We start from the raw sequence: 17,849 nt of genomic DNA, 5'->3' as shown, positions 1-17,849 counted from the left end.
AGGCTGGTCGTGGCAGCTTGAATCACTGCCTACCCCGAATTATTGAGCCGATACTCTTAAGTCGTATAGAAAAAAATACAAGACCCTAGATCATAAACACAGCACTTTTGCTTGGTAGTTAAAGGAAAGCGAAATATAGAATATAGTTGCTATTGTATTAAATAATCAATTTGTTAAAAATAAATTGTTCACTGTTTATCATTTAATTTATGTCGCCTCTTGCCTTGGCAGTAATAACAGGGCTATTTCATTCTCATCCAGCCCACCTCAGAATTAATTGAAAGTCTCTCGGCTAAGGACTTTTTCATTTTGATAAGTAAGTCTAGAGCATATCTAACTTGTAATTTCTGAGATGTAGTTATCAATCAAATATTATCATTAATTTATTATTTGATTGATAATATATTAAGTATTTCTACTTTTTTCTGAATCAATCTTCTATATTATCAAGACCTCATAATATTAAACTGAATCAGATATGAAAATCAAAACTATAATTAAATTTAACTAAAAGAATAATAGTTTCTCTAGACACTTTTTAGGAGAGTTAATTATGACTCAAGACTATACCACAAAGTGGTGGGCTGCTTTTTCATGCCTTGCATTTATAGAAGGCGTTTTACTGGTGATGTTATTCTCTGGACGCAGTTCTGCATTAACTATAGCAGCATTGCTTTTCATCGCGATTTTAATGGTATTTATTCCACGAGCAGATGATGTTGTTGCGCTGACATTTGACAGAGATAAAATTGACAACAAAATCAGTTCTCTCAACAAAAAATTGAGTACTACGAAAAACAGAGTAGATAAAATCTTTCTCTTAACAATCCCAGACTCAATGTATAAGTCCTTGCAAAAAATTAACTCTGGTAACTATGGTAATTACGATTTGACGACCAGATTAGAAAGAGAATTGTACCACTTACGAGATATAGGCTACATAGAAGATACAAAGGAAATTCGTGATATTCCCTATGAAGGAAATAATTTATCTAATTACCTCAAAATCACGGCGTTAGGTAAGCAGTATATTGAACTCCGCAAGAGTATCGAGGAGGAAAATAAGGGAAAATAATGTACACTCTTGAGTAAAATTTACTAGACTTTCAAACTTATGATTGTCTAACTAAATATGTTCGTCAGAAGTATTTTAATAATGGAGACTGCATTTAATTGAAATCTTTAGGTTGATTATTTTGCAGCAAATGATTTTTGAGAAAAGCTCCAGCCTCAACAATGGCTTCACGTCCTTCAGTAAGCATCGGTGCAAATAAATGCAGGGAGTGAATCATATCTTTCCAAACTTTTAATTCTACAGAGACATCATCTAAAGCGGCTTTGCGTGCTAACCTAAGCGAGTCATCCAAAAGAACTTCCTGATTTCCCACATGAATCAACATGGGTGGTAAACCTGACAAATTGGCATAGATTGGTGAAACCATAGGATCACGGAAATTGGCTGTAGGTAAATACATATTTATCCCTGCTTCAAGTATCTGAGGTAAAACCATTAGATCAATATCAGCTTTCGTTTTGTGCGTCTGGCCTGTTCTTTCCATATCTGTCAGTGGTGATATGAGCAATGCAGCTACAGGAAGCGGTTTACCTGCGTTACGTAAGGACAGCAGTGTTGTCAACGCCAGGTTTCCGCCAGCAGAATCGCCTGCGATCGCAATGTGAGAGGGGCTAAAATCACGCTCGTTCATCAACCACTGGTATGCAGTTATGGTATCCTCTAAAGCGCCTGGATATGGATGCTCTGGTACTAGCCGATAATCAATCAATAAAACAGTCGCATCTGCCGCTTCGGAAAAATCGCTGGCTAATCGGCAATGACTAATACGAGAGCCAGCAATAAACCCACCACCATGCAGATATAATATAACTCGATCTTTAGCTGCTTGTGGTGTTGAAATCAAACTTGCTGGTATACCATTAACATCAACTTCTTCAATGATTGCAGTTGGATGCGGTGGTAGGAGATTTGCTGAACCATTAAAACTGGCGCGCATTTGTGTTGGAGTTGTTCCCCAAGAAAAGTTACGCATTATTTCAAGAATCGCATTGAGTTCTTGTTGGCTCATTTTTCTCCCCTTTTTAACTTAAAACCATTGCTGGGCTGTACTTTTGAAATCCATCATTTGCGACTTTACTTCGTGTGTACTACCCTTAGCATTGACTTAGGTTAAGAATCTCTTTTGATAGAGTCTTCGTTTCAACCGACTCAAAGATTCCGGCTCAATACCGAGATATGATGCGAGGTGATACTGAGAAATGCGTTGTAAGAGGTAAGGCTCACTTTTAAGAAGATGTAGATAACGTTGTTCTGGCGTATCCCGATAAAGAGAGAGCAATTTATCACGCAGCATAAATGCAAGACTCTCAGCAAAAAGTCTCAAGAGTTTCTGACCGGACGCTGATTCTTCAAGGGTATGCAGTACCTGGTGGTTGACGAGCAGTACTTCAGATGATTCAATAGCTTGACAAGAAAAACAAGCTGGTTGTTGCTTGCGGAAACTCTCGTAATCACCGAACGTTTGATGCTCAGGATGGAAGAATAGGGTTAATTCTTTGCCATCTTTTAAGAAAAAAGTTCTCAGACAGCCCTGCAAAGTTAAACCCACAAATTGACAAATGTCACCTTCTTGAAATAAGAATTCACCTTTATGAATTTTTCTTGGTTCCAATAGAGGCTCAATCAGGATTCGAGGAATTTTAAATTCAGGTAAAAGCTGCTGTATATATTCGTAAAATGGCTCATACATTTAAATTTGGAGCTAAAGATACTTATACTTTTATAATCATCAATTTATCAGTTATTTTCTCACAAATACTTTCAATCATTAATTGCAGAAATTACACACAATTTTTCAACGCTTCAATATCTGCACCAACAATTTTTTCTAAATTTCTGGTAATTTTTTCAATATCCCAGTCCCACCAAGCAATTTCTAGTAGAGTATTGATGATTTCGTCGGGAAAGCGTTGGCGCACTAAACTAGCTGGATTACCGCCAACAATTGTGTAAGGTGCGACATCTTTAACAACTACAGATTTTGCTGCAACAATAGCACCATCACCGATTTTAACTCCAGGCATAATCATTGCTTCGTATCCAATCCACACATCGTTACCAATCACAGTGTCACCCTTGAAAGGTAGTTCATCAGGTTTCGGTGTCACATCTTCCCAATCACTACCAAAAATGCTAAATGGATAAGTTGAAAACCCAGACATCTGATGGTTTGCGCCATTCATAATAAATTTTACGCCTGTAGCTAAAGCACAAAACTTACCAATTATTAGCTTGTCGCCAATAAATGGATAGTGGTAAAGCACATTGCGCTCAAAATTTTCCGAGTCTTCCAGGTCATCGTAATACGTATAGTCCCCAATGATGATGTTGGGATTGGAGACAGTATTTTTGATAAAACAAACCTGGGGAAAACTCTGCATGGGATGTGGGTTGTTTGCGTCGGGATATTGCATTGCAAAACTTGTTGAGTTCTTTATAGATAAAACTTAATCTCAAAACAAGCTACACGTCAGGGTCTCATGTTTTAAGCCATGATTTTACTTATAAATTAAATATATAACTCAAAAAAAATTACAATACATACTTATTACTATGGCAATAAAACAGACTCCACAGCTTACAGAATAATTCACCGATGTGTCTCCCGTAACTTGGTAACAAAAAGCAGCTGTAAATAGTTAATATCACTTCTATCAAATCTAGTAGGGGCATGGTAAGTTTTAAATCCGTTGTTTCCTATTTTGCCCTGACTAATGCATTTGCACTATTTACAACCCCAACATCTAGAAGAATTAGTCAAAAGTGGCGGTATTGATTTACACTTAGCAACCTTGAATTTCCAGTCTTTGCAAGACGAAATCGCCTATAACTATTTGTTAATTTCCGAACACATACCACGCACGAATATTGGTATGGTGAGGAATAGCTGGTTACAACGCTACGCTCATGTAGCTGCTGGTGGCTGGTGGTGTGCTGGACTTGATCCTCTTAATAACTGGGAACCAATGGAATGGGGATGTTTTAAGCCAAATCAACCCCGACTCAATGAAAAAGGTAAATCTATTAAATACGAACATCCTCCTTGCACACCGACGCGGGTGTTTTGTTTGCGAGTCAGTTTGCGCGTGTGGCAACAAGTCGCCCAACGTTACAATCAAACCATGCCAGAAAATATCAGCATTACCGAAAATGGGGAAGCTGTGGGTTTTTGGGCGTGGGTAATGGCGAGAAATATACCTATAATTATTTGTGAAGGTGTGAAAAAAGCCGCCGCACTGTTAACACAAGGGTATGCAACTATTGGTGTTCCTGGAATTACTAGCGGTTATCGCGTCACTAAAGATGAATTTGGCAAAGTTATCCGTCGTCAGTTGATACCAGACTTAAAAGCGATCGCGATCGCTAAACGCACATTTTATATTTGCTTTGATTTTGAAACCCAAGACAACAAAATTGCAGCCGTAAATAACGCAATCTCGCAACTTGGTTTTTTATTCCAAACCCAAAATTGTCCTGTAAAAGTTATTGAACTACCAGGAAGCGAAAAAGGAGTTGATGAGTTTATCGTAGCTAAAGGTGCAAACGCCTTTGAAAAAATATATCGCCAAAGCGTTGATTTAGAAAATTATCTTGCTCAAACAAAACCCCACACAGAATTAACTATACCTCCTGCACTCACTCTTAATAATCGCTATTTAGGAGAAATACCCTTTCCTACTTCTGGATTAGTCGGGATCAAATCTGCTAAAGGTACAGGGAAAACTACAGCACTTCAGACAGTTGTGCAACAGGCAAAAAATCGAAATCAACCTGTTTTATTAATTACTCATAGAATTCAACTTGGTCGATTTTTATGTGAAAAAATCGGTATTAATTGGGGAATTAACAATGAAAACTTAACTCGTAGTAACAGCTTTGATACTCGCTATCAATCTAGCCAATCTCTGGGATTATGTATAGATTCTTTGTGGAAGCTTAATCCTGAAGATTGGCAAGGAGCTATATTAATATTAGATGAGGTAGAACAATCTTTATGGCATCTCCTCAATAGTAATACTTGTAAAGAAAAGCGTGTAAAAGTCCTCAAATCGTTTCAACAATTAATTTCTAATATCCTTACAAGTGGTGGATTAATTCTTGCTCAAGATGCAGATTTGTCTGATATTTCTTTAGAATATTTACAAGGATTAGCAGGAATTCAATTAACGCCATGGGTGGTAGTTAATCAATGGAAACCTCAACGTGGTTGGGATGTTACTTATTATGATTCTCCTAATCCAACTCCGCTAATTCATCAACTAGAATTGGATTTGATGGCAGGTCGAAAATGTTATGTAACTACTGATAGTCGTTCTGGACGTTACAGTTGTGAAACCATTGCGATTTATTTACAAGAACGACTGCAAAGACTACAAAAGCAATTTTCTAAAACTCTAGTCGTCAGTAGTTTAACAACAAATACGCCTGGTCACGAAGCAGTTGATTTTATCACATCTATTAATCAAAAAGTGCCAGAATACGACTCTGTTTTCGTCACTCCCAGTTTAGGAACAGGAATTAGTATTGACGTTCAACATTTCGACTGTGTTTATGGTATTTTTCAAGGTGTAATTCCTGACTCCGAAGTTCGACAAGCATTAGCAAGAGTACGAGATGATGTTCCAAGAGTAATTTGGTGCGCTAAACGAGGTATTGGTCTGATTGGAAGTGGTAGTACAAATTATCGTTTACTTTCTTCTTGGTATCAGGAAAATCAAAAAGAAAACTTGGCTTTACTTAGTCCCTTACATAAAATTGATGTAGACTTACCATTAGTTTATGACCCAATTCATTTACGAATTTGGTCGAAATTAGCAGCAAGAGTCAACGCTTCAATTAAACTCTACCGTCAATCAACAAAAGATGGCTTAATTGCTGATGGTCATCAAATTCAGACACGGAGTAACGCTGTTCAAAATAATATAGTCCGAGATTTACGCCTTGCTTTTTTAGCTACCGATCCTAATGATTTAGCAACGCGCCGACGATTAATTATCGAAATTGTCAAAGTCCAAAAAGATTGGTCACAAAGACGCCAAAAAGCCAAAGAAATTAAACTTAAAATTAAAGAAATTAAGCAACACAATCAATTAGCAGCAGCAACGGCTGTAGCTAATGCTAAAGATATTGATTATGTGGAGTATGACCAACTCATAGCAAAACATTCACTTACTGATGAAGAACGCAATCAAATTCATAAATATGTTCTCAGGCAAAGATACAGTATACCAGTTACACCTCAACTGAAATTATTAGATGAGCAAGGTTATTATAGTCAATTATTAATTCACTATTATCTCACTCATGAAAGTGAATATTTTTGGGTACGAGATCAGCAAGAATGGCAACAGCAATTAATTTGGGGCGAGGGTCAAGTTTTCCTTCCAGATTTAAAAATATATACCCTTAAAGTTGAAGCGATGAGAGCTTTAGGAATGCTACAGTTTTTAGAACCAGAACGACTATTTACTGAAAATGATCCTGATTTAATTATGTTGCAAAATACTGCTATGCAGTGCAGTAAACATATTAAAAGAACACTTGGCATAGATTTAGTAAAAGGTAAACAGCGCCTTTGTGCGATCAAAATACTGAGCAGATTACTAAATTTGTTAGGTTTAAAGTTACAGCGAGTTGATCAAAGATATCAAGTTGATTTCAGAACTCTCAATGATGGTAGAGACAAAATATTTGCTGTTTGGCATCAACGAGATCAGTTAATGTTAGCTAATATGACTGACTCTGCTGATGGCAAGGCTATCTTATGGCACATATCTACTCAGACTAAAGGATCAACATCTCTCTATACAGGCTATAAATAAAACTATGTAGTAAGAACGATATGAAATAGTCTGCAATATTGTAAAGTCTTACTATAGTTACTATTGTGTCCTTTCACTATTTTGATGCATTTGGCGACAAGGAGGACAAGAAAGACAACCCAGGGCTATTTCATTTTAGACATAAACCGCCCTGAAATAAAGTTCAGAGCTAATAGTTTAAGTCCGTTAAAACGGACTAAATTACCACTAAACAGTCGCTTTTAACCGACTTTTGCTATGAGACCACAATTGATTCTGAGGCGGGCTGGATGAGAATGAAATAGCCCTGGAGACAACCAATCACTAAATACTCACTAAATTTTGACAAATGACTTAGTTATTTTTCTTTTAACACGGATATTTGTACGATGAAAGTGAGAATCATCTAGATTTATTGAAAATTTAAATTTCTTTGTAAAATCTGCACATAGAATGAGGTAACTTTATGATTTATCTGAAAGGAGTATTCATAAATCAAGTTTAAATATAGTTAATGAAAGTGGGAATAATGAAATAAATTAGAAATTTGTAAGTTTTTTGCTAAATTTACGAAATTTATGCAGTTTAGACTGTAGCAGCACAACAAAAGGCAAAATTTAGTCAAACCATAAGCCGATGAGTGTAACTAGTTACCGACGAATAGTAATTGGGGATGTGCATGGTCACTATGAAGGTTTAATGAGATTGTTAGATGCGATCGCCCCTGCATCAAACGATCAAGTCTACTTTTTAGGAGACTTAATTGATCGTGGCCCACAAAGCGCCCAAGTAGTTGATTTTGTGAAAGACAGTTCCTATCAATGTTTGTTAGGGAATCACGAACAGATGCTATTGAATGTTCTCACAAAACGCATCCCTACCCCTACAGTACAAGCATGGCTATACAGTGGTGGACAGGCAACAGTGTCTAGTTATGAAGAAGCTACTATTCCCCATGATCATCTCGAATGGTTTGATAATTTGCCTACACATATTGATTTAGGGGATGTTTGGTTGGTTCATGCTGGTGTTGATCCTTTCATACCTATAGAAGCACAAACAGCCGACCAATTTTGTTGGGTGCGAGATGAATTTCACAGCATTCAAAAGCCATACTTTGTCGATAAATTGATGATTATCGGTCATACAATTACTTTTACCTTACCAGGCGTATCCCCTGGTCAATTAGCCCAAGGGGAAGGATGGTTAGATATAGACACTGGTGCTTATCATCCTCGTAGTGGTTGGTTAACGGGATTGGATATTACAAATAATTTGGTTTATCAAGCAAACGTTCTCAAAAATTGCATCCGCATCTCACCTTTAGAAGAAATGGTGACAACTGTCAAGCCAGAACAATTTCATATACGCCGCAATAAGTGTTTAGCCTGATCTTAAGTTTCAGGCTTGGCAAAAATCATTTTTTCTAAATCGACTACCGATACGCACCGATGCACACAAATAAATGTTTCGTATGCATTTGTGTCATTTTAAAATTGCTTCAAGACCTAAATAGGGCTTGGATATTAGTCTTATATGTAGAATTATCTAAACCATCGTTGCCATTGCTTGGTTGAGTATTGATGTCCTTTTTAATAGAATTAATGCGATCGCCTGTTGCTGGGTGAGTACTCAAAAATGTTGGTACAGAACCCTTTTTGACTAGCTTTTGCATAAACGAAACCATCGCCGCTTGACTATAACCAGTACGTGTCAAAGTTCTTAATCCTCTTTTATCAGCATCAAATTCGTTTTTTCGACTACCTGGTAGGTTACGCGCTAACTGATAACCAATTTGTATTGCTCGACTGCGATCTAATCCAGCTGCTGTTAACAAACCTTCATCAAGTGCCTTTTGGCGCATCTGCTTGACTAGATGTCTACCGCCAATATGACCAATTTCATGGGCCATGACGCTTGCTAGTTCCGCTTCATTTTCAGCAGTTTCTATTAAACCTGTATTTAAATATACAAATCCACCAAGAGTGGCAAAAGCATTAATTTTATCATCATCAACAACTTGGAAAGTAAAAGGAAGATTGGGGCGATCGCTATTTGCTACCAATCGCTGACCAATTTGTTGCACATAACGGTTAATATTTGCGTCGCGGTACAATCGAACGTCACTGTCTAGCAGTTGTTGATTGATTTGTTTACCAATCTCAACTTCCTGGCGATCGGACATATTAGAAAGCTGAAGTGCTTGCACTCCTTGAAAAATCAGAGGTATCCAATCAAAAGCTTGAGATGGTAAGGCGCTACTCAAACAAATACTCAGCGCCATCAGCACCGAAATCAATGGATAAAACAAACGACGTCGAAAAACACTGTAATAGATATATAAGCTTTCCCTATTATTCATAATTCGGTCTGAAAAGACTTTAACAAGAACGTAAAAATAACAGACGCAAGCAGGATATCACAAGTTGCATTTAACATCTCTCATGCAGATGTCACGAGCAAACTTGACTATAATGCAGTTTTAACCGATTGTTTTTGGCAACAGCAACTAAAAACACCGATCATGATAAACTGTCGCATGTCATAGCAGGTGGCGTTGAATTGTCAAATCTAGCATTCAAAAGTCAAAAATTGAATTTAGGAAAATTTCAGTTATGGCTATTTTAGATTCCAAAGGTCGTTTATTTGGTAAATTTAATGTTCTTGATATAGGTGCTGGGCTAGTAATTTTGCTGGTTATATTCGGCATCTTTTTCTTCCCTGGGAGTACTGGTTCTGTTGCTCAAGTAGGTTCTAAAACTGTACCCATTGAAGTAGATTTAATTGTTCGGGGATTAAATGTACGTGATCCTGAACAGTTATACAATCAAGGATTTAAAAAAGGTGGTAAAACAAACGTTATTATCCGTAATCAACCCCACGGAAAAATTGATATCAAATCTCTTCAACCATTACCTAAAACTGTACTTGTTCCCCAGCCAGATGGTACTATTAAAGAATTGCCAGATCCCAAATCAAACAGTTTTAGTACAGACATGTTATTGACTTTGGAAGGTAAAGCCCAAGTCACTGAAAATGGGCCAGTTCTAGGTAACAGCAAAGTCAAAATAGGTATGCCATTTGAGTTGGAAGGCTTTAATTACAACTTCAATGCCAGTGTGATAGATGTACGAATTAAAGATAAGTCTTAGTTAGAGAAATATAAAGCTTTATGGGGAAAAATCATCCCTTAACCTAGACATTTGACATTTTAGCCCAGATCCCCGACTTCTGTTGAGTTGTCGGGGATCTTGTCTGGAGCGAATGATTTAGAAATGCGATCGCCCAACTAAAAAGCCCTACGTGTCTACGCACTGACTAAATTAATGTTGATCACAAAAATTGTCTGAACTATAGGAAATGTTCAAAAATTATATGATCTTTGTGGTTCAATAATATTAATAATGAAAAAACTGTCTACACTTTTTGACGAAGAACGTCACCAACTCCAAACTGAGATTGACAAAGTAACTAGTGTTGATCAGGTGGTGAAGTTGGTTCAAAACCAAATTGATCATCTAGAAAAAAGTTATATAAGTGAGCTAAATATGGCTCAAGTACGTTCGGCTGCTTTTTTCTTGGATGCATTGCGCCAGTCGATCGCTACTCTCACTGCGGCTAACCAAATTCAAGTCACTCTCCCACAGTCAAAGCAAGTTACTATCCCAGTTACCAAGTTGTCTGCTAACAGGTTAATCCTGAAACTGCTGAAGACACTTGTTTATATAGGTATATTAGCTTGGTTATTGTATTTAACAGAAACTAGCCCTGGAGCGTGGATGGCTATTTTGCTTGCTTCTGTGCTGATAGGTTTAGAAGTTGTGCTGCAACTTGATAAAGATAAACAGGATAATAATTCAAATTTTGCACAGTTAAGAGAATTACCTCAATCTGTACTAAAAATTGATAGCAAAATTCTTCTTGATAATCTGGGTGATGCTCTCAATACAATAGACTTAGCAGTCGCTAGAGTTGAACAAGGGAATCAATCTTTGGATGATCGCGCCATTGAAGAACTACCAGAACTATTAAATTTTCTGCAAAGACTAATAGGCGCATCATTTTTGGATAAACCTCAAATGATGCTGGAATTAACTAAACTTTTGCCCCAGATTTTAATGGAGCAAGGAATTCGTACTCAAGTTTATCAACCAAAAGATCCCCACAGCGATCGCGAATATTTTGATTTTGAGCCAAGTATTGACCCTGACACTAAGAATTTTGTGACTATCACTCCTGCTTTACTGAAGGGCGATCGCTTACTCAGACGTGGTCGAGTAATTGAACCGTTTCCAACTTGATTTACGAGTTTAAAACTTGATTTACGAGTTTAAAACTTGGTTTACGAGTTTAAAACTTGATTTACGAATTTAAAACTTGATTTACGAATTTAAAACTTGATTTACGAGTTTAAAACTTGATTTACGAGTTTAAAACTTGATTTACGAGTTTAAAACTTGGTTTACGAGTTTAAAACTTGGTTTACGAGTTCTGAATACTGGCTAAACTTGATGCTCGAACAGAATAGAGGTGAAAATGAAATGGGAAGCAGGCTAATACCAATTAAATATGAAGCTGCACATTATTTTAACCCCTCCCAACCTCCCCTTGGTAAGGGGAGGTGCCGAAGGCGGTGGGGTTCATTCGACTTTTGCAAGAGGTCTCTTAACCTCATCACCAGTAATGCGATCGCACAAATGAATAATCAACCATTAACTTGTTCTGGCAAAGATGGACGTATGCACAAATATAGCAGAGGGCCAAATAACGGAATTAAAGCGATCAGCCAAAATATTCCAGAATTTTTCCAACCACGCCGTGTCATATCATCTCCCAATAAAGCAGGAAATAATACACACAGCAGACAAAAATCACAGCTCATCACATTGATAAAACGGCTAGTTTGCCACTGCTGGACAAAATCACCCCAATCTCCTTGTCTAATACCATAACTAATTAAAATCACCGTTCCAATAGTCAGAATTATACCCATCCAGCGAGAATCTAAAAATTTAATCAAGACATTCTTTTCGCCAGAAAACTGTAGATTTGGTTCTCTCAAAGCCAAATAGGGTAACAAAGCAAATGCGCCAACTGCAAAAGAAGCAGCAGCAAATGGCCAAGCTGGAATTTTTTGTCCTCTACCGTCAACAAACATGATTGCACTGTAGATAAGAGGCCAAATACCCATAATATTAAAAAGTGCAATCACCAAAGGATTAATTCCTTGCCATTGACCAGTAGAAAGGTTTTTAATTAACTCAAAAGTATCGGGTTGATCGGGAGGAGCAAACAAGAAAGCATAAGCAATCAATCCTAACCAAACCAATCCAAAGGTAATTTTTCTCATGAGGGATTTAGATCACTGAAAGCTTCTGATAAATACTCAGCAGCAGCAGCAACTAGTGCGATCGCTCCTTCGTAATCTAGGCGTGTTGGTCCCAAAACTCCCACACTACCTACCTGTGCTGAACCACGACGATAGGTGGAAGAAATTAAACTACAATTACGAATTGTTTCCAGAGGATTTTCTGCACCAATCCTGACTGTTACTCGTGGTTTACCCACTTCCTCAGTCTCATTTTCCTCAAATATTAATCGCCACAGTTGCTCTTGTTCTTCCTCCAATAGTTGGATGATAGTTTGTACCTGTTGTAGTTGCGAAAATTCTGGTTGTCGTAAAACTTCAGCCATTCCACGCACCATTATTTGTGTCACCCCTGGCGTCAAGCTGCGACGACTAAATTCTGCTAAGGAATTTTTTAAGTATTCACCATAATGTTGAAATTCTCGATCTAAATCACTCCAATTCAGGTTAGCTACCTCTAACAAGCTGCGTCCTCGTAATTGGCTATTTAAAAAATTAGAAACAATTTGCAATTCCCGATCTATTAGTTCTGGATCAGATTGTGTGTCTTTATCTTTTGGTGGCAAATCTAATAATGCTGAATGTGTCTCATAACTATCTGTGACTACAATCAACATTACTTGTCCGACTTCAATTTGCACCAATTGCAAATGACGCAACAGCGCGCTAACATTTTGTGGCAAAGTAATCAAACTGATGCAGCCACTCAAGGTTGCTAAAATTTGGGCTGCACCTTGCAATAGATTTTCTAGACCTCTGTCTTCCCAATTCAGGCGCGTTTGTAGTGTTTCTTCTACTTTTCTAGCTAAAGTATCAGATGGTGTGATCAACTGATCAACATAAATCCGATAGCCAGAGTCAGAAGGTACTCGCCCAGCAGAAGTATGGGGTTGATAAAGTAGCCCAGCTTTTTCTAACACACCCATGGCGTTACGAATTGTTGCTGAACTCACACCCAAATTGTATTCTTCTAGCAGAGCTTTGGAACCAACAGGCTCTGCTGTAGCGATGTAATGACGTACTGTAGCCCAAAGAATGTGCTGTTGACGATTGGTTAACTGGACTTCCATACCTATAAGTTTACCAAAGCAAAATTTTAATTAGTTTTTGAAAAACAAAAATTTCTTAAGTTGGGAAGCAAAAAACATTATTATTAGTTAAGCAAAATAGTAAATTATTGAAGTATCTAAAAATACGTTTATCTGTTAACTGTTAACTATTAACTGTTTCATTATTGAGTATAAGTCCTCACAAATTGATATTTAATACGTTGGTGGCGCTTATCGGGAGCATCCCAAATGTTCAAAAAACCCGCCCGCGATTGAAATCGCAGTCTCATTTGCATTGTCCCCAAAAAAACGGGCAGGCTTATAAACCCCTTTATTAATCAATGGGCCATGCGGAATATCCAAAGAAGCCTGCCCGTTTTTTCTAAGTGGAAGACCCTCATAGCTCAAGTCTGCTTAAAGCAGACTAATCGATTTATTTGTTGAGTCGTCTTTAGTATATTGAAAAAATTGGGATGCTCCCGCGCTTATCTGAGGTCAAACATGCGCCTAATGACTATTGAGTTGAGAATAGCAAAATAACTCGACCATCTTCATTATCTGTTAATACAGAGGAATTGAAGGGTCAACTAACATTGAGTAAGCATCAATACCACCAGAAATATTTTTCACATTTGTAAATCCCTGATTCACTAGCCACTGACACATCTGAGCAGAACGAATGCCATGATGACAAAGTACCAGAGTTTCAGCATGTGGATCTAAGCGGGTATGGATTTCGTTTTCCCAAACAGCAAATTCACTGAGAGGAAAGTTAACAAAACCCTCAATGTGAGCGATCGCGACTTCTTGGGGTTCACGCACGTCCACAAGCTGAAGATTAGGCTCCTTTTTTGACAAATTTTGAGCAAGTTCTTCTACACTAATTTGGGTAATGGGTTGACCTGTCATCCGATTTGAGATTTTGGATTTGAGATTTTGGATTAAACGCAGCAAGTATGAAAGATAAAAAAGGTAAGATATCCGACTACTGATCATTATCTTCATACTTTATTTATGTTTGCAGAAAATCTGCATCTTGACCAGGAAGAAATGCTTAGAGGATTTGAAGCAAGAGAAAATTGAGTGAAAAAATTATGAAGCAAAGCTTATTCTTTCGTTCCCTAGCGGCTATTTCGCTGATACTGCTGTTGATTACGATCTCTGGTTGTAATGGCTTATCTAGTCCAAATTCTCTCATGGGAATCAGTGGAACTAGAAAACAACCTGGTGCAGCTATTTTTGTATCCCAACAAGCACCAGTGATGATTTCAATGCTAGTCAATCCTGATAAATTACAAGCATTGGAATCTGAAGGAGAACTATCCAAACTTAAAACCAGCTTGTTAGCCAACACAGGCTTAGATTACAAACAAGACATTCAACCTTGGTTGGGAGATGAAATTACCTTAGCTGTTACTACCCAAGACATTGATCGCGATTCTAGCAACGGACAGCAACCAGGATATTTTATGGCACTAGCAACCAAAAATCCAGAGAAAAGCCATGAGTTTGTGAATTTGTTATTTTCCAAACGAGCGATCGCTGGCTCAAACTTAATCACAGAACAATACAAAGGTATCAAGCTGATTTCTGACTCTCAACAAGTAGATCCAAAATCTAAAATCCAAAATTCTTTGGCTGGTGCTAGTATTGGCGATGATTTTGTCTTGTTTGCCAATGATCCAAAAGTGCTACGAGAAGCAATTAATAACGTCCAGGCTCCTGATGTTAATATAACTACCTCTAGTAAATATCAGGAAATTGTTAAACAAATACCCAAAGGTGCATTAGCTACGGCGTTTCTCAATCTTCCTAATATCGCTCAATGGCAAGGTTTACAATTGCCAGAACCAGCAATCTATGACAGCGAAATAGTGTCTTTAGTTTTATCCAAAAAAGGATTGTTAGCAGAAACTAGCTTACTCGCACAAGCTGAAACAGCACCCCCTCAAGAACAATTATCTCAGCCTGTAGAAGCATTAAAATATATTCCAGCCTCAGCAGGTTTGGCGATCACTGGCACAAATTTGAGTAGTTTATCTAACAGCAACTTAACTCAAGTTTGGCAACAACTCAAAGTAGCCATGTCCAGTTCAGAAAAAGATGTTGTTTCTAATTTAGTTAGACCTGTGGTGGATGCACAAACAGGCTCAGAACTCGACTTAAAAGCAGATATTTTTAGTTGGGTACAGGGAGAATACGCCATCGGATTATTACCCCGTTCAGAACAAGCAAATCCTGATTTTGTGTTTGTAGTCGAAAAAACTGAAACCACACCAGCAGGAATTTCTCATTTAGATGAAATCGCATCCTTAAAGGGATTATCACTCCATAGTTTTGATGTAGACAAGCAAAAAATTTCTGCTTGGACACAATTAAAAGCCACAAAATTTACCGATCCTCAACAGCGAGAAAAATACGCCATTGAAGCGAAAGTTTCAGGAGTACATATTAGCCAAGGAAATTACGAAATTTTTGCTTCTAATCTCGAAACAATGAATGAAGTTCTCAATGCTAAGAACAATTCTTTAATGAGCGATCGCCAATTTAAAAATAGTATTGCTGCTATTCCTCAACCAAACCAAGGTTACGTCTATCTAGATTGGGAAAAAAGTCGAGAAATATTAGAAAGTCAAATCCCAATTCTCAGACTAGCAGAAATTCTAGCAAAACCCATATTTGAGAATCTGCGATCGCTCACCATCAGCAGCTACGATAACGACACAGAAATTTTCAAAAGTGGCGTGTTTTTTCAATTAGGTAAATAGCTAGCAGTTGATTTTCTATTTTCTCCCTTCCCCCCTTCTGTTGTCCCTCTTCCCAATGCGTGAATTTTGAATTGTTTTTCCCACTGTGTCACCTTCCAATGTGGCACAGCCCTAAATTACTCTAAAGTTATTATTGTTACCATCAAATATAGAATATAACTATCATTTCTTTGTTGGAGGGCTTCTATGGATAAACGTTGCCCCCGACTTCTTTTAAAAGGGGGTTGGATTTTAGTAGTGCTGGCATTGATCACCCCAGTATCTGTATCAGCAGACACTGCTTATTTTGGTGAAATTACTTTGTCGCCTCACTTTGAAGCAGCACAAGGAACAGTAACAGGTTATACTGGTGGCTCTTATTCTTTGTCAGCAATTAGTAATCGCGATCGCCATAAAAAAGCGTGTATTGGCTTTGCAGATCCGAATCCAGACCATATCTTAATTTTGCAAAAAAACTTTTCCCACTTAAAAATACTGGTAAATAGTGGTGGCTACGATACCACCTTGCTTATTCAAGGGCCAAACGATAATACTATTCGCTGTGGTGATGATACAGGTGATAGTAAAGATGCCAGCATTGATGACACAGACTGGAAAGCAGGAACTTACAAAGTTTGGGTAGCAACCTTTAACTCTGGGATCAAAAAGAACTACACACTTTTTGTTCAGGAATAGTTATTGGAAATCGGGAATCGAGGATCACGGATCAGAAATTGGGGACAAAGAGGATAAGGGCGAAGCATTTGGGCGAGAATCTATTAGCAAATGCTTCGCCCCTAACGACTTTTGAATGCGTGAATGCCTGAGTGTCACGCCATCAACAAACAACACCTAAGAAGGTTAAAATAGAGTGTAGCTTGTTTGGCAAAACAGAGGGTTCTTAATAGCGTGCTGTCTACACTCCTTGCTGATTTCCGCATTATCTTTGAACGTGACCCAGCTGCTCGTAACTGGTTGGAAGTATTGTTTTGCTACCCTGGTTTACAAGCTCTGCTATTTCATCGGCTGGCTCATTGGTTGCATCATGTTGGTATTCCCTTTATCCCTCGTTTGATTTCCCATCTTGCCCGATTTTTAACAGGAATTGAAATTCACCCTGGTGCTGTGATTGGTAAAAGTGTATTTATTGATCATGGGATGGGAGTTGTTATTGGTGAAACAGCGATTGTGGGAGACTATACACTGATTTACCAAGGCGTCACGCTGGGTGGTACAGGTAAGGAAAGTGGAAAACGCCACCCGACTTTAGGTGAAAATGTTGTAGTTGGTGCAGGTGCAAAAGTATTAGGTAATATCCAAATTGGTAATAATGTTCGTATTGGTGCTGGTTCAGTTGTTTTGAGGGATGTACCTTCTAATTGTACTGTTGTTGGTATACCAGGTCGCATTATCTATCGTTCAGGCGTGCGCGTCGCCCCATTGGAACATAATAATCTACCAGATTCAGAAGCAGAAGTTATTCGCGCTTTGGTAGATCGCCTCGAATTGTTAGAAGAACAGATACAAAGCCTACAGCAAAACCAGTCAGATACCAAAACTGTTGTTTTAGTAAGTCAATTACTTACCCAAAACGAGGGTGAAAAATTACAAGATGGTGTGTGTTGCAATCTCAGAGATAAAGCGATTCAAGAGTTTTTAGATGGGGCTGGAATTTGACATTTAGTTGCTATTTGTTAGTTGGTGATAGGTGTATTTAGCATTTCCTAACTGCTAAATACACCCTTTTATTTGCACAATAAGCTGTTATGCATTTAAATTGTGATGACAGCGTCGCCTTTATTTTTGAGT

Annotated in this window: 15 protein-coding genes; 8 read left to right on the top strand and 7 right to left on the bottom strand. The window is 37.9% G+C overall.

The window, feature by feature from the left end:
• Positions 1-553 precede the first annotated feature (553 nt).
• Positions 554-1,075 (top strand): hypothetical protein, encoded by a 522-nt coding sequence (locus AC5JMK_RS02900; RefSeq protein ID WP_096678618.1) that lies wholly within the window; start codon positions 554-556, stop codon positions 1,073-1,075.
• A 94-nt stretch (positions 1,076-1,169) separates the two neighbouring features.
• Here the strand turns inward: AC5JMK_RS02900 and AC5JMK_RS02895 are convergent, their stop codons facing one another.
• From AC5JMK_RS02895 to AC5JMK_RS02885, 3 genes are all read right to left on the bottom strand, one after another.
• The gene (locus AC5JMK_RS02895; protein WP_096678616.1) at positions 1,170-2,084 is read right to left on the bottom strand and encodes an alpha/beta hydrolase; all 915 of its coding nucleotides are present in this window, start codon (positions 2,082-2,084) and stop codon (positions 1,170-1,172) included.
• A gap of 96 nt (positions 2,085-2,180) precedes the next feature.
• Complete coding sequence (locus tag AC5JMK_RS02890) at positions 2,181-2,765, bottom strand: Crp/Fnr family transcriptional regulator (protein ID WP_096678614.1); 585 nt, start codon at positions 2,763-2,765, stop codon at positions 2,181-2,183.
• Between the two features lie 91 nt (positions 2,766-2,856).
• The gene (locus AC5JMK_RS02885; RefSeq protein WP_096678612.1) at positions 2,857-3,489 is read right to left on the bottom strand and encodes a Vat family streptogramin A O-acetyltransferase; all 633 of its coding nucleotides are present in this window, start codon (positions 3,487-3,489) and stop codon (positions 2,857-2,859) included.
• 300 nt (positions 3,490-3,789) lie between these two features.
• On the opposite strand from AC5JMK_RS02885, the gene AC5JMK_RS02880 reads away from it, so the two are divergent.
• Complete coding sequence (locus AC5JMK_RS02880; protein ID WP_096678610.1) at positions 3,790-6,897, top strand: plasmid replication protein, CyRepA1 family; 3,108 nt, start codon at positions 3,790-3,792, stop codon at positions 6,895-6,897.
• 615 nt (positions 6,898-7,512) lie between these two features.
• Positions 7,513-8,268 (top strand): metallophosphoesterase family protein, encoded by a 756-nt coding sequence (locus tag AC5JMK_RS02875; RefSeq protein WP_096678608.1) that lies wholly within the window; start codon positions 7,513-7,515, stop codon positions 8,266-8,268.
• A 109-nt stretch (positions 8,269-8,377) separates the two neighbouring features.
• Here AC5JMK_RS02875 and AC5JMK_RS02870 read toward each other — a convergent pair whose 3' ends face one another.
• Complete coding sequence (locus AC5JMK_RS02870; RefSeq protein WP_096678606.1) at positions 8,378-9,238, bottom strand: M48 family metallopeptidase; 861 nt, start codon at positions 9,236-9,238, stop codon at positions 8,378-8,380.
• A 253-nt stretch (positions 9,239-9,491) separates the two neighbouring features.
• Here AC5JMK_RS02870 and AC5JMK_RS02865 point away from each other — a divergent pair, with 253 nt between their 5' ends.
• Entirely contained in the window at positions 9,492-10,028 is a 537-nt protein-coding gene (locus AC5JMK_RS02865) for a DUF4330 domain-containing protein (RefSeq protein WP_096678604.1), read from the top strand.
• Between the two features lie 252 nt (positions 10,029-10,280).
• On the top strand, positions 10,281-11,177 hold the full coding sequence (locus tag AC5JMK_RS02860; protein ID WP_096678602.1) for a hypothetical protein: 897 nt from the start codon (positions 10,281-10,283) through the stop codon (positions 11,175-11,177).
• Positions 11,178-11,581: 404 nt separating this feature from the next.
• Here AC5JMK_RS02860 and AC5JMK_RS02855 read toward each other — a convergent pair whose 3' ends face one another.
• The 3 genes from AC5JMK_RS02855 to AC5JMK_RS02845 form a co-directional block, all read right to left on the bottom strand.
• Complete coding sequence (locus AC5JMK_RS02855) at positions 11,582-12,226, bottom strand: DUF2834 domain-containing protein (RefSeq protein WP_096678600.1); 645 nt, start codon at positions 12,224-12,226, stop codon at positions 11,582-11,584.
• Complete coding sequence (gene hrcA / locus AC5JMK_RS02850) at positions 12,223-13,314, bottom strand: heat-inducible transcriptional repressor HrcA (RefSeq protein WP_096678598.1); 1,092 nt, start codon at positions 13,312-13,314, stop codon at positions 12,223-12,225. Before hrcA ends, AC5JMK_RS02855 begins: the two co-directional genes overlap by 4 nt.
• Before the next feature lie 540 nt (positions 13,315-13,854).
• Entirely contained in the window at positions 13,855-14,202 is a 348-nt protein-coding gene (locus AC5JMK_RS02845) for a rhodanese-like domain-containing protein (protein ID WP_495909362.1), read from the bottom strand.
• A 185-nt stretch (positions 14,203-14,387) separates the two neighbouring features.
• Between AC5JMK_RS02845 and AC5JMK_RS02840 the strand changes: the two genes are divergently transcribed.
• From AC5JMK_RS02840 to cysE, 3 genes are all read left to right on the top strand, one after another.
• Positions 14,388-16,061, top strand: coding sequence for a DUF3352 domain-containing protein (locus tag AC5JMK_RS02840; RefSeq protein WP_495909361.1), 1,674 nt, complete (start codon positions 14,388-14,390; stop codon positions 16,059-16,061).
• 186 nt (positions 16,062-16,247) lie between these two features.
• Positions 16,248-16,736, top strand: coding sequence for a hypothetical protein (locus tag AC5JMK_RS02835; RefSeq protein ID WP_495909360.1), 489 nt, complete (start codon positions 16,248-16,250; stop codon positions 16,734-16,736).
• Positions 16,737-16,949: 213 nt separating this feature from the next.
• Positions 16,950-17,717 (top strand): serine O-acetyltransferase, encoded by a 768-nt coding sequence (gene cysE, locus AC5JMK_RS02830; protein WP_096678592.1) that lies wholly within the window; start codon positions 16,950-16,952, stop codon positions 17,715-17,717.
• Positions 17,718-17,849: the final 132 nt, after the last annotated feature.

It is taken from the genome of Pelatocladus sp. (genome assembly GCF_059505505.1).
Note: the sequence above shows the minus strand (reverse complement) of the source record. Positions and strands in the feature narration are given on the sequence as shown.

What these genes read in the sequence shown, in the direction of transcription:
- AC5JMK_RS02890 (WP_096678614.1), bottom strand. Translation starts at nt 2,765, where the DNA reads ATGTATGAGCCATTTTACGAATATATACAGCAGCTTTTACCTGAATTT.
- AC5JMK_RS02835 (WP_495909360.1), top strand. Translation starts at nt 16,248, where the DNA reads ATGGATAAACGTTGCCCCCGACTTCTTTTAAAAGGGGGTTGGATTTTA.
- AC5JMK_RS02900 (WP_096678618.1), top strand. Translation starts at nt 554, where the DNA reads ATGACTCAAGACTATACCACAAAGTGGTGGGCTGCTTTTTCATGCCTT.
- hrcA (WP_096678598.1), bottom strand. Translation starts at nt 13,314, where the DNA reads ATGGAAGTCCAGTTAACCAATCGTCAACAGCACATTCTTTGGGCTACA.
- AC5JMK_RS02895 (WP_096678616.1), bottom strand. Translation starts at nt 2,084, where the DNA reads ATGAGCCAACAAGAACTCAATGCGATTCTTGAAATAATGCGTAACTTT.
- AC5JMK_RS02875 (WP_096678608.1), top strand. Translation starts at nt 7,513, where the DNA reads ATGAGTGTAACTAGTTACCGACGAATAGTAATTGGGGATGTGCATGGT.
- AC5JMK_RS02870 (WP_096678606.1), bottom strand. Translation starts at nt 9,238, where the DNA reads ATGAATAATAGGGAAAGCTTATATATCTATTACAGTGTTTTTCGACGT.
- AC5JMK_RS02840 (WP_495909361.1), top strand. Translation starts at nt 14,388, where the DNA reads ATGAAGCAAAGCTTATTCTTTCGTTCCCTAGCGGCTATTTCGCTGATA.
- AC5JMK_RS02885 (WP_096678612.1), bottom strand. Translation starts at nt 3,489, where the DNA reads ATGCAATATCCCGACGCAAACAACCCACATCCCATGCAGAGTTTTCCC.
- AC5JMK_RS02860 (WP_096678602.1), top strand. Translation starts at nt 10,281, where the DNA reads ATGAAAAAACTGTCTACACTTTTTGACGAAGAACGTCACCAACTCCAA.
- AC5JMK_RS02865 (WP_096678604.1), top strand. Translation starts at nt 9,492, where the DNA reads ATGGCTATTTTAGATTCCAAAGGTCGTTTATTTGGTAAATTTAATGTT.
- AC5JMK_RS02855 (WP_096678600.1), bottom strand. Translation starts at nt 12,226, where the DNA reads ATGAGAAAAATTACCTTTGGATTGGTTTGGTTAGGATTGATTGCTTAT.
- AC5JMK_RS02845 (WP_495909362.1), bottom strand. Translation starts at nt 14,202, where the DNA reads ATGACAGGTCAACCCATTACCCAAATTAGTGTAGAAGAACTTGCTCAA.
- AC5JMK_RS02880 (WP_096678610.1), top strand. Translation starts at nt 3,790, where the DNA reads ATGCATTTGCACTATTTACAACCCCAACATCTAGAAGAATTAGTCAAA.